We start from the raw sequence: 16833 nt of genomic DNA on the forward strand, positions 1-16833 counted from the left end.
CCGAAACGACCGTTTCGGAGGCTGCGATACTTGCTAAAAAGGACACGGCTCCGTGAAAATAAACGCTTTATTTTCTTTGAAACGGAGGAACAACAATGTTCGAAAATTACAAGGTATTCGAAACCGAATTCGGCGGCCGCAAGATGACCTTCGAAACCGGGAAAATGTGCTGCCTGTCGAACGGCTCGGTGCTGGTGCGCTGGGGCGAGACGGTGGTGCTCTGCAACGTAACAGCTTCCCAGAAACCCCGCGAGGGCATCGACTTTTTCCCGCTGTCGGTCGACTTTGAGGAAAAACTTTACTCGGTCGGCAAGATCCCCGGCTCGTTCATCAAGCGCGAAAGCCGCCCGAGCGATAAGGCGATTCTGGCTTCCCGTCTGGTGGACCGCCCGATCCGCCCGCTTTTCCCGAAGGATATGCGCAACGACTGTTCGGTTGTCATGACCGTTATGTCGGTCGATCCCGACTGCCTGCCGGAAATCGCCGGCATGATCGGAACCTCCTTCGCGCTGTCCATCTCGGACATCCCGTGGAAAGGCCCCATCGCGGGCGCGAACATCGGCCTGGTCGACGGCGAAGTCGTCGTTTGCCCGAATGCCGAGCAGCGTGAGAAGAGTGATCTCAACCTCACCGTCGCCGCCAACGAGGACGTCATCTGCATGATCGAGGCCGGCGCGAATGAGGTCAGCAACGAAGTCATGCTCGACGCGATTATCAAGGGCCACACTGAAATTAAAAAGATGGTTCGCTTTATCAAGGAAGTGCAGGCTGAAATCGGCAAGCCGAAGTTCTCCTTTGAGTCGATGGAAGTCCCGCACGACCTGTTCGACGCTGTGGAATCCTTCTGCGCCGAAGATGTGAAGGTTGCGCTCGACACCGACAACAAGGTGGTCCGCGACGAACGGCTCGCGCCGATCGTCGACCGTGTGCATGAAAAATTCGACGACGGCCTGGAAAACCCGGCCATTCTCGACGAAGTGATGTATAAGCTCCAGAAAAAGATCGTCCGCCGCTGGCTGCTCGATGAGCAGAAGCGGGTCGACGGCCGCAAGATGGACGAGATCCGCCCGCTGGCTGCCGAAGTCAGCCTGCTGCCCCGCGTCCACGGTTCCGGCATGTTCACCCGCGGCCAGACCCAGGTGCTGACCGTCTGCACCCTCGGAACGGTCAGCGAAGCGCAGAAGCTCGACGGCATCGACGACCAGGAGCAGAAACGCTACATCCACCACTACAACTTCCCCTCCTACTCGGTCGGTGAGACCCGTCCGAGCCGCGGCCCCGGTCGCCGCGAGATCGGCCACGGCGCGCTCGCGGAGCGTGCGCTTGAGCCGGTGATCCCGTCGGTGGAGGAGTTCCCGTACACCATCCGCCTGGTTTCCGAGGTGCTCTCCTCGAACGGTTCCACCTCCCAGGGCTCGATCTGCGGCTCTACGCTCGCCCTGATGGACGCGGGCGTGCCGATCAAACGGCCGGTCGCGGGCATCTCCTGCGGACTCATCACCGAAGGCGACCGCTGGATGACCATGGTCGATATCCAGGGGCTTGAGGACTTCTTCGGCGACATGGACTTTAAGGTCGGCGGCACCGAAAAGGGTATCACCGCGATCCAGATGGACCTCAAAATCGACGGCCTGACCTACGACATCATCAAGGAGGCCTTCGAAAAGACCTATAAGGCCCGGATGTATATCCTCAACGACATCATGCTGCCGGTCATCCCCGCGCCGCGCGAGGAGCTTTCCAAATACGCGCCCAAGGTAAAATCGATCCACATCCATCCGGACAAGATCCGTGAGGTCATCGGTTCGGGCGGAAAGGTGATCCAGAAGATCACCGCCGACTGCGGCGTCAAGATCGACATCGACGATGACGGTACTGTGGTTGTTGCCTCGACCGACGCGGACGGCATCCGCCGCGCCATCTCGATCATCGAAACGATCGTCAACGACCCGGAGGTCGGCGCGATCTACAAGGGCAAGGTCACCCGCCTGATGAACTTCGGCGCGTTTGTCGAGCTCGCCCCCGGCAAGGAGGGCCTTGTGCACATCTCGAAACTCGATATGGGCCGCGTCGAGAAGGTGGAGGATGTTGTCGCCGTGGGCGACGAAGTGATTGTCAAGGTCACCGAGATCGATCAGCAGGGCCGCATCAACCTCTCCCGCCGCGACGCGCTCATCGCGATGGAGGCGAAGAAGAACGCCGCCAAAGGAAACTAAAAGCTGCTTCATCAGATAACAAAACGCCCCCGGCCACTGGCCGGGGGCGTTTTTGGTTTCTCTTTTGTGCTGCCGAAGGCTGCTCCTCTCAATGATTCGTCAGGATAGACAAGAGCAGGCAGCCGCTTGAAAGATAGCGGCTGTCCGGCAAACGAAAATTTATAAAAAAGCATGATTCATGATCTTGTTTTGTAAATGAGCATAAAAGGCATCGTATTCCGCTTGTGAAATCGGCCTAGGGCTGCTCATGACAACAAGTTCATGTCCCTTGTCTCCTTTATGGTAAGGAGGGTGAATATGGAAATACGGATTCTCAACAAATTCACATCGTTCATAGAATCCTTTTCTTCTTATAGATACTGCATCGATGGGAGGATCAATTTCAAGTATAAGAGTTTTCTTCTGTTTCTGCAAAAGGGAAAGTACTCTCTTTCCATATTGCTTGTTTCGCATCTCCGGCAAAATACAAAAATGTTCTATATAGATGTCATTTAAATTTTTCCAATATAAAACAAGCCCTACGAAAACGCCCACATCGTAAATCAATTCGAAGTGATAGGTATCATCATTCAAAATTGCAGCTTGAGAAAACTCCTCTCGTTGTTCATGAAGTGGAAAACTGATTTGATACAGTTCTAAAGCTCGCTTATACATGGGGTGCAGTGGATTTGTGATTCGTTCAAGATCCATAATTAATCCCTTTCTAAAATTCGATTTGCCGGGTCCATTCTATCACACGATTAAACCGCTTTCAATCAGGGATACTGGTGAAAACGATGGGCTTTTCGCCTAAGCGCTGGGATAAAAGGGATTTTTATTTTGCGGATTTGAATTTTCAGTAAACTTATGATAGAATAGATTGTTAATCGACGCGGAATTTGCTATGATACTAACAGTTGCATCCTTGCAATTGTATATCCGCTCGAAATTATACTTAATGTAAATCTGGAGGTTCGATTTTTCTTGGACAGTACAAGCGGTATCCTTTATATCGCGCTGATGGTCCTGCTTTGCTTTTCAGCGTTTTTCTCGGCCAGTGAAACGGCCTATTCTTCGCTCAACAAGATCCGCATGAAAAATTACGCGCAGGAGGGCAACAAAAAGGCACAGCGCGCATTGAAGGTCGCGGACGATTTTGACCGTCTGCTATCCACCATCCTCGTGGGCAACAACGTGGTCAACATGACCTGCGCATCGGTGGCGACAGTGCTGGCTACCAGCCTGTTCGGCGCGTCGGGCGCGGCGATCGCAACCGCTGTCATGACCGTGCTGGTGCTGATCTTCGGGGAAATCCTGCCAAAAACGCTGGCCAAGGAAAACAGCGAATCGATTGCAATGAAGACGGGCGGGCTGCTCTGGTTTTTCATCAGGCTGCTCACGCCGGTCGTATTCATCTTCGTCAAGATCAAGGAATTCGCTCTGCGCATGCTCAAAGGTACCGACGCGCAGCCGTCGGTGACCGAGGAGGAACTCAAATACATTGTCGAATCGATCGAACAGGAAGGCGTGCTGGAAGAATCCGAAAGCGAGCTGGTCCAGTCGGCGCTTGAATTCGACGAGATCAGCGTCCAGGAGATTCTCACCCCACGCGTTGACCTGGTGACCATCGATGTGGAGGACCCGCTCGAAGAGGCGCTGCGTACGGTGCTGGAGGCGCATTTCTCCCGTATCCCGGTCTACCGTGGGACGGTGGACAACATTATTGGCGTTTTGCAGGTGCGCGACCTGCTCAAGGCGGTGGTCACCGGGGAGGAGACCCGCGTGGCGCACCTGCTGACCGACTGCGTCTATGTGCATAAGACAATGAAGATTTCCGCGCTCTTGGCCGAACTCAAGGCAAAGAAACTGCATCTGGCAGTCGTAACCGACGACTATGGCGGCACAATGGGCATCGTCACGATGGAGGATGTGCTCGAGCAGCTTGTCGGCGACATCTGGGACGAAAGCGACGAAGTGGTGCCCGATCTGGTCAAGACGGGCGATAACACCTATGTTGTGAGCGGCGATATGAATGTCTTTTCTCTGCTGGAGGATCTGGACGAAGATGCCAGGGATTTTGACAGCGATTATAACACCGTGGGCGGCTGGGCGATGGAAATGCTTGGCCACATCCCCGAGGTGGGTGAAAAGTACCAGTATAAAGATCTGGTAATCACCATCCTGGTGGTCGAGGAGCAGCGGATTCTTTCCCTGCGGGTGGAACGCATCCCGACTCTGCAGGATATGGAAAACGAAATAAAGGGACGATAGAAGATGGATCGTAATTTTCAAAATGTCAGACGGGTGGTTGTAAAGGTGGGTTCCTCCACACTGACCCATGAGAGCGGGCTTCTCAATATCCGCCGGGTCGAACAGCTTGTGAAGGTGCTTGCCGACCTCAAAAACAGCGGAAAACAGATCATCCTGGTCAGTTCCGGCGCGATGGCCGTCGGCGTGGGCAAGCTGGGGCTTGCGAAAAAACCGGGCGACATGCCCGGCAAGCAGGCGGTCGCCGCTGTCGGCCAGTGCGAGCTGATGTACATATACGACAAACATTTTTCGGAATATAACCATGTGACCGGCCAGATCCTGCTCACGCGGGACGTGGTGGACGACGGGGTACGCAAGCAGAACGTCCAGAACACCTTCAACCGCCTGATCGACATGGGCGCAATCCCGATTGTGAATGAAAACGACTCGGTCTGCACCGAGGAGATCGAATACGGCGGGACCTTTGGGGACAACGATACCCTGTCCGCCATCGTCGCGGTACTTGCGAACGCGGAACTGCTGGTGGTTTTGAGCGACATCGACGGACTTTACGACGCGAATCCCCGTACCAACCCGGGCGCGAAGCTGATCCCGGAGGTGGACGTGATCACCCCGGAGATCGAAGCGGCGGCGGCGGGCGCGGGCAGTGCGCGCGGCACCGGCGGCATGATCACCAAGGTGCACGCGGCGCAAATTGCAACCGAAAAGGGGATCGGCATGGTCATCATGAATGGCCAGAACCCGAAACGGCTGTACGACCTGTTTGAAAACAAGGCGATCGGGACTTACTTTGTGCCCCGGAAAGCCTGACCACACATAGAACAAGCTGGAAAGGCAAGGTGTTTTGATGAACAGTCTGACAGAGCTTGGCAAACGCGCAAAAGCCGCGTCGCGCATACTTTCCTGTGTGACGACCGCGCAGAAGAACCGGGCGCTTTCCGCCATAGCGGACACGCTTTGCGCGCGGACGCAGGAGGTCATCGCCGCCAATGAAAAGGATCTCACCGCGGCACAGGAAAACGGTATGACCCAGTCGCTGCAGGACCGCCTGCGGCTGACTGAGGACCGGATCGCGGGAATTGCAAAGGCCGTGCTGGAGATTGTGGGACAGGAGGACCCGATCGGCCGGGTGACCGGCGGCGGCAGCCGTCCGAACGGCCTTAAGATCGAAAAGGTTACGGTGCCGCTCGGCGTGGTGGGCATGATCTATGAGGCGCGCCCGAATGTGACGGTTGACGCGGCCGCGCTCTGCCTCAAATCCTCAAACGTCTGCATCCTGCGCGGCGGCAAGGAAGCGATTCATTCCAACACCATGCTGGTGGAGCTGATGCGCGAAGCGGTACAGTCCGCGGGGCTTCCCGCCGACTGCATCCTGCTGGTGACCGATACCACCCGCCAGTCGGCTGCCGACCTGATGACGCTCGATGGATATATCGACGTGCTTTTCCCGCGCGGCGGCAAGGGACTCATCCAGAGCGTGGTGAAAAACGCCAGCGTCCCGGTCATCGAGACCGGCGCGGGCAACTGCCACATCTTTGTGGATGCCTCTGCCGACCTCGAGATGGCGGTACGGGTCTGCGACAATGCAAAGACCTCCCGTCCTTCGGTCTGCAACGCGGTCGAGACGGTGCTGGTCCACCGCGAGATCGCGCCGCTGTTTCTGCCGAAGCTGAAAGAGGCGCTTGACGAACATCGTGTGGAGCTGCGCGGCTGTGCGCGCACAGCCGCTCTCATTCCCGGCGTTGTCCCGGCCAGCGAGGAGGACTACGCCACCGAATACGACGACTATATCCTTGCTTTGCGGGTGGTCGATACGCTCGATGAGGCGATCGAACATATCCAAGCCTATTCGACCGGCCATTCGGAAGCGATTCTCACAAATGATTACCGCAATGCGCAGGCCTTCACCGCACGGATTGATTCGGCTGCGGTTTATGTCAACGCGTCCACCCGTTTTACCGACGGCGGGGAATTCGGCTTCGGCGCGGAGATCGGCATCTCCACCCAGAAACTGCACGCGCGCGGCCCGATGGGCCTTGAGGCGCTCTGCTCCTGCAAATACATTGTGACCGGAGACGGCCAAACCAGATAAACCTACATTGGAAAGGAAAAGGCATGGGAAAAAAGAAGCGTTCCGAAAAGCCGGCCGGCCGGCAGAATCTGCCGGCGGACCGGATTCACTACCGTAAAAACAAATATGCCGCGCCGATCGGGGGAATTTTCATTTTCCTGTCGATTGTCGGGCTTATTGGGCTGACCATCTTCTGCGTCAATTTCACCCGCGGGATGCTTGATAACTCCCGCGAGAAGCAGCAGTTTGAACAGATCATCTACCCTGTGCTGATGTTCGACCCGGTGCCGTTTGAAAAAGCCACCGACGCGGACCCGCTGTTCCTGCTGCAGTCGTCGCTCTGGAGCACGCTGCTCGGAGAAAAACGGGACAGCTACCAGTTCGATGCAATGGAGCGGCTGATTGTGCCTTCCTCCGACGTGGACGTGGCCTGCGCGCGGCTGTTTGGGCCGGATGTCAAGCTCGAACATCAGAGCTTCGGCGATTACGAGACCACCTACTATTACGATGAGGAAACCAAGACTTATTACGTCCCGGTCACGGGCCAGGTCGGACTCTATACCCCGAGTGTCGAATCGGTCGTCAAGAAGGGCGACCAGTTCACTGTGACAGTCGGCTATGTGCCGCCCGCAAACGCCTGGACCCAGCGCATCGGCACCGACGAAAAGCCGAAACCCATCAAGTTTATGAACTATGAGCTGCTGAAGGTGAGGGACCATTACCAGCTCACCGCGATCCGCGACCTGCCTTCGGCCGATGGCCAGAGCCATGCCGGCCAGGGCATCCCGAACCAGCTTGTCACTGAGCAGCAACGGGCCGGCGACTGATTACAGGGGACAAAACGGAACAGCAAAATAAAACAAGGCGGAATATCCATTTCGGATATTCCGCCTTGTTTTATTTTTTAACCGTTCAGATGCGCAACACGGCTGTGCTGCGCTTTCGTACGGTAAGCGCTGGGGGTCATCACCATGAGCTTTAAAAAATTGCGCGTGAGGGTTTTGGGGTTGTGGTAGCCGACATCGAGCGCAATTTCGAGGACGCTCTTTTTGGTTGCGGCGAGCAGCTCGCAGGCCCGGTTCACCCGCACCAGATTTAAAAAGTCCTCAAAATTGCGTTCTACCTGGCAGAGCATGATGCGATGGAGCTGCTCGACCGAGATGCCGAAATTGTGCGCGACGGATTTTGCGGAAAGTTTCTTTTCGTAGTTGCGGTAGATGTAATTTACAAGCGTGTAGGAAACGCGGCTTTCCTCGATCTGGCAGATGTTCTGGACTTTCTGGTAGGTGTTGCGGTATTCGCCGATTTTGACCCCCATCCGCGCGGCAAAGACTTTGGAGATGTGCGATTCGTCCACATAGCCGAGAAATTCCGCCATTTCCTTCAGGGTGAAGTCGGTGTAGAGCAGGAAGTTGACCGTTTTGCCGATACGCATCTCGTTGAGAAGATCGAAGAAGGAGAGCCCGGTCATCTGGGTGATGTTGGCGCTCACGGTGGATTCGCTGCAGAAAAAGACGCTTGCGAGCAGTTTCAGGGTCAGCTTTTCATTGCAGTGCAGATACATGTAACGCAGGATCTCGGTGTAATCAATCATCGCGTCGCGCTTTGTCTGGGACTGTTCCATGGCGCTGCGGCAGTAGAGGACAAGCAGCTGCACCAGCATGCTGGCGGTCATGATGCTGGAGAACGGTTTTTCCTCCGAAAGCTGAAGGGTGGATTCCATGCCGAGCTCACAGCGCAGCGTATCCAGAATAAATTCCACTTCCGGTAACCGGTTGGGATCACATTGGACAACCGGCTTCTCCTCAATCAGCGGCTGGATGGGCAGCGGCTGCCCGTCCACCCCGCGGAACAGCTTCGCGATGCGTTCGACCGTATCGAAATGGTACGCGATCAGGACATATTGCAGAGGGCTGTCCACCTGGATGATGTCACTGACCTGCCAGGGCAGGATCGCGACCAGGCTGCCGCTTGTGAGGGAATAGGATTTTCCCTGCAGGGAGATCTCGCCGCTTCCGTTTTTGACGTAAAGGAACCGGGCCTCCTGGTGGATGAGCGGGGTGGTCGGCCGGTCGATAACTTCCTGATCAAAGCTGAAAAGGCGGCCCTGATCAAATTGGGAACGGGCGAACGACTGCATTTCAATGAGTTTTTTCATAGCGATCCAAATCCCTCCGCTGACTGTCTGTAAAAAATTATACCATATTCCGGATTTGATTTCACTTTCATTTTTGCTTTGCACAGACATTTCGCATGAAATCTATTGTATTTAAAAGTGGATTTTAGATAAGTTGCCGAATTGTTTTTCGGCGGTATATCCCATATCTGAAGGGAAATGCGTGTGGAAAGTTCTGCTTATAATACAAAAACACCGTTTTTTACTGTCCGGAAAACCTGTTAAGGGTCTGTTAAAATAGAGGGCAGTGATAATCCGTTTGAAAGGAGGAAACGAATTGCCCATTTGCGTAAAAAGCGAAATCGGCCCCCTGAAAAAGATCCTTTTACAGCGGCCGGGCAAGGAGTTGGAGCATCTCAGCCCAAATACAATGGGACAGTTGCTGTTTGACGATATTCCATATCTGTATGGCGCGCAGCTCGAACATGACCGTTTCGCAGACACCCTGCGTGAAAACGGGGTGGAGGTCCTGTATCTGGAGGATCTTGTGGTGGAAACGATATCTCAGGATGAACGCCTGAAGAAGGCCTTTGTCCGGGAGGTGATTGAACAGGCGGACAGCCTGGCGGTCAACTATCAGGAGGAGCTGTACGATTACCTGCTCAGTTTTTCAGATCCCAGGAAACTGGTGCTCAAAACGATGGAAGGCATCTGCCTTAATGAGATTCCATCCCATAAAAAAGACCGGCTAGCCAGCCTCACCCAGCCTGACACCCATTTTGTGATGGACCCCATCCCGAACCTGTACTTTACCCGCGACCCATTCGCCTGTATCGGAAACGGAGTCAGCTTAAACCATATGAGCTCGTTTACCCGCAACCGGGAAACCATCTATGGAAAATACATCCTGAATTACCATCCGGACTACGCGGGCAGGGTACCGCTCTACTATACACCGGACGAACACCTCAGCATCGAAGGCGGCGACATCCTGAATCTGAGCTCCAACGTGCTTGCGGTTGGGATTTCTCAACGCACCCAGCCGGAGGCGGTCGAGCTGCTTGCCCAAAATATATTCCGGGACGAAACGGCTGAGATTGATACGGTGCTGGCATTCGACATCCCCCGCACCCGGGCGTTCATGCACTTGGACACGGTGTTTACCCAGATTGATGTGGATAAATTTACCGTCCATCCCGGCATCCTCGACACGCTGCGGATTTTTGAGCTGACCGGCAAAGGAAAACCCGAAATCCATACACGTGAAGTCTCCGGAAGCCTTGCACAGGTGCTCGGCAGGTATCTGCGCATCGACAGCGTCAAACTGATCCACTGCGGCGGGAAGAACCAGATTGCCTCCGAACGCGAACAGTGGAACGACGGCTCGAACACGCTTTGCATCTCGCCCGGCGTAGTGGTGGTTTACGACCGCAACTATGTGACCAACGAGATATTGGAGGCCTCCGGCGTCAAGGTGCTTAAACTCCCCAGCGCAGAGCTTTCACGGGGCCGCGGCGGCCCGCGCTGCATGAGCATGCCGCTGCAAAGGCTCTGAAACAGGGCCGGACAAACCAAATTGGAATAAAGGAGCGTAAAAATCATGGCAATCAACCTCAGAGGGAGAAGTTTCCTGAAACTTTTGGACTTTTCAGCGCAGGAGATCCGTTACCTGCTGGATCTTTCAAAGGATTTTAAAAGCATGAAGCGCGCGGGCGTACCGCATCGCTGGCTTGCTGGCAAGAACATCGTGCTTTTGTTTGAAAAGACCTCCACCCGTACCCGCTGTTCGTTTGAGGTGGCCGGTATGGACTTGGGAATGGGCGTGACCTACCTCGATCCAGGCAGCAGTCAGATGGGAAAAAAGGAGAGCATCGCGGACACAGCCCATGTGCTGGGGCGCATGTACGACGGGATCGAATACCGCGGGTTCAGCCAGAATCTGGTCGAAGAGCTTTCGGAAAACGCGGGCGTGCCGGTCTGGAACGGGCTCACGGATGAATTTCATCCCACCCAGATGCTTGCAGACCTTATGACCATCGAGGAGAAAAAGGGCGCGCTCAAAGGGCTGCGCTTTACCTTCTTCGGCGACGCCAGGAACAACATGGGCAACTCCCTGATGGTCGCCTGCGCGAAGATGGGGCTGCATTTTACCGCCTGCGCGCCCAAGGAGCTTTTCCCCGCGCAGGAGCTGGTGGATACCTGCAAAAAGCTTGCGGCCCAAAGCGGCGGCAGCGTTTCCCTCACCGAGGACATCGCGGAAGGCGCGCGCGGCGCCGACATCATCTACACCGACATCTGGGTCTCGATGGGGGAGCCGGACAGCGTGTGGGAAACCCGCATCAAGCTGCTGACCCCATACCAGGTGAATGCGAAGGTTATGGGACTTGCCAAGCAGGACGCGCTTTTTATGCACTGCCTGCCGTCCTTCCACGACACCAACACCACCACCGGCAAAGAGATCGCGGAAAAATTCGGTATCACCGAGATGGAAGTATCCGACGAGGTGTTTGACGGTCCGCAGTCGGTGGTGTTCGACGAAGCGGAGAACCGCATGCACACCATCAAAGCGGTCATGTATGCGACGCTGCAGTAATTTGAACGGAATGAGGGCTATGGACAGAAAACGGATTGTAATTGCATTGGGCGGCAATGCCCTGGGCAAAACGCCGGACGAACAGCTCCGGCTGGCCCGAGGCGCGGCCAAATCGATTGTGGATCTGATCGAGGCGGGCGGCGAGGTTGTTATCACACACGGCAATGGCCCGCAGGTTGGGATGATCAACCTTGGGATGGGTGCTTCCGCCCAAAGCGGCGTGATTCCGGCAGAAATGCCGTTCGCGGAATGCGGGGCAATGAGCCAGGGATACATCGGATACCATCTCCAGAACAGCATCGCAAACGAGCTGCATGCGCGCGGCATCCATAAAGAGGTGGCCGCGGTCGTCACACAGGTGGTGGTAGACCGGGACGACCCGGCTTTCCGCAGCCCGTCCAAACCGGTGGGCGCGTTTTATACCTATGAACAGGCGCAGGCGCTTGCCACGGACAAGGGCTACTGCATGCGGCAGGACGCGGGCCGCGGCTGGCGGCGGATGGTAGCCAGCCCGCAGCCGGTGGATATCCTCGAGAAAAAGGTTATCCGCTCACTTGTGGAACAGGGAAATGTGGTTATTGCCGCGGGCGGCGGCGGAATCCCGGTGGTACGGCGGGACGGACGGTATGTCGGCGTGCCGGCTGTGATCGACAAGGACCTGGCTGCCGCGAAGCTCGCAAAATTTCTGGACGCGGATATGCTGCTCATCCTGACAGCGGTGGAGCATGTGGTCATCAACTGGGGCAAGCCGAATCAGATCGCGCTGCACCGGATCACAGCGGACGAAGCGGTCTGCTTCTGCGCGCAGGGACAGTTTGCGCCGGGGAGTATGCTGCCGAAAATTCAGGCCGCGGTCGAATTTGCACAATGCGGGAAAAAAGCGGTGATCGCATCGCTTGACCGGGCGCTCGAGGCGGTGCGCGGCCAGTCCGGCACGGTGATTTTACCGGCTCCGCGCGCGCAGGCGGCGTCGGCATAAAGGAGAGGGGAAAGCGTGGAAACGAAACGGAAGAGTTGGATTTGGCTCGGCTCGCGCGCGGCGCTGCTTTTGGTGGGGATCATCTGGGGCAGTTCGCTGGTGGTGGTCAAATCCTCGGCGGAACTGATCCAGCCGAACCTGCTGATCGCGAGCCGTTTTTCACTGGCATGTATCGTACTGTCAATCATCTTTTTCAAAAAATTCAAGAAACTTGACCGGGATTCGCTCATCAGCGGCGCGATTATCGGCGCGTGCCTGTTCGCGGCCTACTGGCTGCAGACGCTGGGTGTCACGCTCGCCATGCCCGGGAAAAGCGCATTCCTTTCCTCCATCTACTGCGTGCTTGTGCCGTTTGTATTCTGGATGATCGGCGGCAAACGGCCCGCGCCGCACAATCTGATCGCGGCGTTTTTATGTGTGACGGGCATCCTGCTCTCCTCGGTCACAAGCGGTTTTTCGATCCTGCCGGGAGATCTGCTGGCACTTTCGAGCGGACTGTTCTTCGCGGTGCATATCGCGGCGGTCGGAAAATACGGGGATGGGAAGGATCCGGTGCTCATCACCATTCTGCAGTTCGGGTTCTGCGCCGCATTCGCCTGGATCGCGACCTTTACGCTCGAAGGATTCCATCCACAGTGGCATCCAGGCGCGACCGGCGGGGTGCTCTATCTGGCCCTTGCCTGCACGGCGCTGGCGCTGCTTTTGCAGAACGTCGGGCAGAAATATGCGGACCCGTCGAGCGCGTCGATCCTGATGAGTACCGAATCGATCTTCGGGGTGATTTTCTCGGTCGTCTTTATGGGCGAGATCCTCACGGCAAAACTGGTGCTGGGATTCGTCTTTATCTTTGCATCGGTGCTGATCTCAGAGGTGCCTTTCACAATCCGCACACGGAAATTGCGGACTGATACTCCCTGCTGACACAATAGATGGGGATAAAAGGTCAAGGAATGTCGAATAACTTGGGATTTTGTATTGAAAAAATATTTATGCAGTTTATAATAATATAGTGACCTGCAAAAGCGGGAATCCAGTTATTTCCATAACTTTTGTATCGTTGCAAATAAATGAGGAGGAGAATAATGGAAGCAAAACTGATTGAAAAGGCAATGTACGACTATTTTAAACTGGTCGGTAAAACCGCGATCGTCACCGGTGCGGGCAATGGGATCGGCCAGGGCATTGCCAAGGTACTCGCCGGGCTCGGCGTGAACGTTGTGGCCTGTGACATTGAGGAAGACAGTGTAAAAGGCACGGCCGATGGCATCACCCAGGCGGGCGGCGCCTGCATCGGCATGTACTGTGACGTGCGCAAATATGAGGACATCCAAAAGGTGATCCAGACCGCCATCGACAAATTTGGTACGGTGGACATCCTGGTCAACGACGCCGCCGGGTGCGGCGGCGGTGTGACGGTGGATACGATCAACGAGGAAGAGTGGATGCGCCTCATCGAACTGAACCTCAACAGCGTATACCGTTTTACAATTTCCGTCCTGCCGCTGATGCGCGCGAAGAAGAGCGGGAAAATCATCAATATCAGCTCAGGCGCGGGTATCACCGGAGATTTCTCCGACCCGCATTATGCGGCCGCCAAGGGCGGCGTAATCGCATTCACCAAGGAGATCGCCCATGAGGTCGCAAAGGACCGCATCAACGTCAACAGCGTTGCGCCGGGCCTTGTGGATACCCGGATGGCGCGCATCCGCCCGTGGGAGGATGAAATCGCCGACACCCTGTGGCACCGGGTCGGACAGCCGGAGGACATCGCGTATGCGGTGGCGTACCTGGCGTCTTCGGCAAGCGATTACCTCACCGGGCAGGTGATCTCTCCGAACGGCGGAGCGTGGATGCAGTAAGGAAAAGAGTGTGAATGCGGTGACGGTGGATTACCTGTTCCGCCACGCCGTCGTGGTGACCATGGCGGACGCCGGGGGCTGCGGCCTCATTGAAGATGGGGCTGTGGCGGTGAAGGCGGACCGGATTGTCGCGGTGGGCGAGACAAAGCGGCTGGAGAAGCTTTACCCCGCGCATCGGGAAATCGACGCATCGGGGAAGCTTTTGATGCCGGGACTTGTTGATGCTCACATGCACACCCGCGCGAGCCTTTGGAAAGGCCTGGCGCAGGACTCTCAAAACTGGCTGGCTGACTGTTCGATCCCCTACCGGGAAGCGCTGGATGGCCCATCGGGCAGGGCGGGGTCGATGGTGATGATCGCGGAAGCGCTCAAAGCCGGGACCACCACCTTTGTGGATCAGAATGAGGATATGTGCCTGCTCGCGGAAAACCATCTCCAGGCAGGGACACGCGCCCTGCTTGCGCAGCAGGTGCACGGGCTGCCGCCTGGGACCGCGCTGATCGCGAAGGGGGAGCTTTACCCGCTTGACCCAGCGGTAGAAGAACGGCTGTTTGCACAAAGCCGCAAACTGGTGGAAACCTGTCACATGCAGGCTGGCGGCAGGCTCACCTGCGCGATGAGCCCTCTGGGGCCGGACCGCGTTTCAAAAGAGATGTTGCTGGAAGTGGGGGAATACGCCCGGAAAAATGAGCTTGCGATCCATATGCATCTCGCCTGCGGCGAGCGGGAAACCGACCAGATGGAGCGGCGCTACCACAAACGCAGCATCCCGCTGCTCGATGAGCTGGGGCTTTTGAATGAGCGGCTGGTGGGCATCCATCTGTCGGTTGCCACCGACGCGGAACTGCGCCGGTTCGCGCAGTCCGGGGCGGCGATGGTGCTCTGCTCCGGCAGCGAGGCCATTGTGGACGGGAATATCCCGCCAGCCTATGAGTTCAATTCCTACAGCCCAAAGCTTGCAATCGGTTCGGACCAGACCTCGGGCGGAAATACGAGCAACCTTTTTTATGAGATGAAGGTGGGCGCGCTGCTCAACAAATGCAAGTTCCACGACCCGGAAATCTGGCCAGCGTGGAAGATGCTGCGGCTGGCGACCATCGACGGCGCGCGGGCAATCGGAATGGGCCATGAGATCGGTTCGCTGGAAGTGGGAAAAAAAGCCGACCTCATTCTGTTGGATCTGCAGGTGCCGCATATGGCGCCACAGCTCTTTGCTCCCCTGCGCAATCTCATCCCAAACCTTGTTTATGCGGCAAACGGCAGCGAAGTGGTCCTTTCGATGATCGATGGCAAACTTGTCATGGAGGACCGGAAACTGCTGACACTGGACGAAAGGAAGGTGGTTGAGCAAGCGAACATCGAGGGGGAAAAACTGCTTCAACGTGCGAAAAAAGCGCTGTTTTCTCATGAGACGGCAATGAACCGCCTGATGCGGCAAAATAAGCTCTAGTTTATACGGAAAGAAGGAAAAAGTGTGAAAAGAGTGACAGCTATTCTTTTGGCATTGGCATTGATGTTGGCAATGGCCGCCTGCGGCGGTTCGGATTCGGCACCAGCCGCTTCCGGTGATTCCGCCGTCGGAGGGCAGGCGGCCGAAGCGGAAACCATCCGCATCGGCGTGGTCTGTCCGCTGACCGGAGAAAGCGCTATCTTCGGCGACGTGCTTTCTCAGACTATCATGCTGCTGGCGGAACAGAAAAACGCGGAGGGCGGCCTGCTGGGCAAACAGATCGAGATCAAGGTGTACGACAATCGCGACGACGCGGTGGAAACAACAAACGCGGCGCGCAAGGCGATCCTCAACGACAATGTCGTGGCCTTCATCGGGACCGATTCTTCCGCCAGTACCATAGCGCTTGTGGAGGTGGCCAGCGAATATGAAATCCCGGTCCTCACCAGCATCGCGACCAACTCGAAGATCACCATGACCGACGACGGCCAGGTGCGGCCTTGGGCGTTCCGTGCCTGCCTGTCCGATCCACAGAGCGGCGCCATCCTCGGTCAGTACGCGGTCAAGGAACTGGGACACAAGAATATTGCGATCATCTATGAAATTGGCAGCGATTTCTCGATCGGCGTCATGAATGAATTCACCAAGAATGTGGAGGCGGCCGGCGGCAAGATCGTCTGCAGCGAAGCTTACAACACCGGCGATGTGGATTACCGCGCGGTGCTCACCCGCATTAAGAATTCCGGTGACTTCGACGCGCTTTATATCGCGGCGGGATACTACAAGCAGATCGGCCTCATTGCCAATCAGGCGCGTGAGCTCGGCATTACAGAGCCGCTGCTTACCACTGAGGGCGCGACGTCGAACGACCTGTTCAACATCGCGGGCGACGCGGTTGAGGGGCTCGTCTTTAACGGCACTGTCAACACCGAGTCGGACAAGGTGCATGCGCTGCTCGAGGACTTTATCGAAAAGTGGGAATACGACCCGAGCGTCAACGTTGGGCCGGACTGCTATCTAGCGCACGATGCCTTCAAGCTGATGGCCAATGCAATCGAGAAGGCCGGTGCGGCGGACTCGAAGAAGATCCGCGACGAGCTGGAAAACACCACCGAAATCGAGGGCCTGACCTGCACGATCACCTTTGACCCTGAAACCCATCTGGTCTACCGTGAAGTTCCCATCTATAAGGTGGAAGACCAGACGCTTAAAATCCAGACACTGTTTATGCCTGAGAAAATGTAATCAGATGATACTGGCCCAAACGCGGCGGACAGCAGATCAAAACAGCCCAGTTAT

Annotated in this window: 14 protein-coding genes; 12 read left to right on the plus strand and 2 right to left on the minus strand. The window is 56.2% G+C overall.

The window, feature by feature from the left end; all coding sequences use genetic code 11:
• Window positions 1-95 precede the first annotated feature (95 nt).
• Window positions 96-2216 carry a polyribonucleotide nucleotidyltransferase gene (locus tag BN4275_RS09810; RefSeq protein ID WP_066457473.1) on the plus strand — a complete coding sequence of 707 codons (2121 nt, stop codon included), beginning with the start codon at window positions 96-98 and terminating at the stop codon, window positions 2214-2216.
• Window positions 2217-2375: 159 nt separating this feature from the next.
• Here BN4275_RS09810 and BN4275_RS09815 read toward each other — a convergent pair whose 3' ends face one another.
• Window positions 2376-2906: a GNAT family N-acetyltransferase gene (locus BN4275_RS09815; RefSeq protein ID WP_066457475.1), complete on the minus strand. Its 531-nt coding sequence runs from the start codon at window positions 2904-2906 to the stop codon at window positions 2376-2378.
• 273 nt (window positions 2907-3179) lie between these two features.
• Between BN4275_RS09815 and BN4275_RS09820 the strand changes: the two genes are divergently transcribed.
• The 4 genes from BN4275_RS09820 to BN4275_RS09835 are packed head-to-tail and all read left to right on the plus strand — an operon-like array spanning window position 3180 to window position 7364.
• The gene (locus tag BN4275_RS09820; protein WP_242863631.1) at window positions 3180-4466 is read left to right on the plus strand and encodes a hemolysin family protein; all 1287 of its coding nucleotides are present in this window, start codon (window positions 3180-3182) and stop codon (window positions 4464-4466) included.
• A gap of 3 nt (window positions 4467-4469) precedes the next feature.
• Window positions 4470-5276, plus strand: coding sequence for a glutamate 5-kinase (proB, locus tag BN4275_RS09825; protein ID WP_066457478.1), 807 nt, complete (start codon window positions 4470-4472; stop codon window positions 5274-5276).
• Window positions 5277-5313: 37 nt separating this feature from the next.
• Window positions 5314-6558, plus strand: coding sequence for a glutamate-5-semialdehyde dehydrogenase (locus BN4275_RS09830; RefSeq protein ID WP_066457481.1), 1245 nt, complete (start codon window positions 5314-5316; stop codon window positions 6556-6558).
• A 23-nt stretch (window positions 6559-6581) separates the two neighbouring features.
• Window positions 6582-7364 (plus strand): hypothetical protein, encoded by a 783-nt coding sequence (locus tag BN4275_RS09835; RefSeq protein ID WP_066457482.1) that lies wholly within the window; start codon window positions 6582-6584, stop codon window positions 7362-7364.
• A 77-nt stretch (window positions 7365-7441) separates the two neighbouring features.
• Here BN4275_RS09835 and BN4275_RS09840 read toward each other — a convergent pair whose 3' ends face one another.
• Entirely contained in the window at window positions 7442-8695 is a 1254-nt protein-coding gene (locus tag BN4275_RS09840; RefSeq protein WP_066457484.1) for a helix-turn-helix domain-containing protein, read from the minus strand.
• A gap of 295 nt (window positions 8696-8990) precedes the next feature.
• Between BN4275_RS09840 and arcA the strand changes: the two genes are divergently transcribed.
• From arcA to BN4275_RS09875, 7 genes are all read left to right on the plus strand, one after another.
• Entirely contained in the window at window positions 8991-10208 is a 1218-nt protein-coding gene (gene arcA / locus BN4275_RS09845) for an arginine deiminase (protein ID WP_066457487.1), read from the plus strand.
• Between the two features lie 45 nt (window positions 10209-10253).
• Window positions 10254-11246: an ornithine carbamoyltransferase gene (argF, locus tag BN4275_RS09850; RefSeq protein WP_066457490.1), complete on the plus strand. Its 993-nt coding sequence runs from the start codon at window positions 10254-10256 to the stop codon at window positions 11244-11246.
• Between the two features lie 19 nt (window positions 11247-11265).
• Window positions 11266-12225, plus strand: a complete 960-nt coding sequence (arcC, locus tag BN4275_RS09855; protein ID WP_066457493.1) for a carbamate kinase — start codon at window positions 11266-11268, stop codon at window positions 12223-12225.
• Between the two features lie 15 nt (window positions 12226-12240).
• Entirely contained in the window at window positions 12241-13146 is a 906-nt protein-coding gene (locus BN4275_RS09860) for a DMT family transporter (RefSeq protein WP_079988201.1), read from the plus strand.
• 161 nt (window positions 13147-13307) lie between these two features.
• A complete protein-coding gene (locus tag BN4275_RS09865; protein ID WP_079988202.1) occupies window positions 13308-14084 on the plus strand; it encodes an SDR family NAD(P)-dependent oxidoreductase in 777 nt (258 codons plus the stop codon).
• A 10-nt stretch (window positions 14085-14094) separates the two neighbouring features.
• On the plus strand, window positions 14095-15534 hold the full coding sequence (locus tag BN4275_RS09870) for an amidohydrolase family protein (RefSeq protein ID WP_079988203.1): 1440 nt from the start codon (window positions 14095-14097) through the stop codon (window positions 15532-15534).
• Window positions 15535-15558: 24 nt separating this feature from the next.
• Window positions 15559-16779 (plus strand): ABC transporter substrate-binding protein, encoded by a 1221-nt coding sequence (locus BN4275_RS09875; RefSeq protein WP_066457498.1) that lies wholly within the window; start codon window positions 15559-15561, stop codon window positions 16777-16779.
• Window positions 16780-16833: the final 54 nt, after the last annotated feature.

This window comes from Anaerotruncus rubiinfantis, assembly GCF_900078395.1.
GTDB lineage: Bacteria > Bacillota > Clostridia > Oscillospirales > Ruminococcaceae > Anaerotruncus > Anaerotruncus rubiinfantis.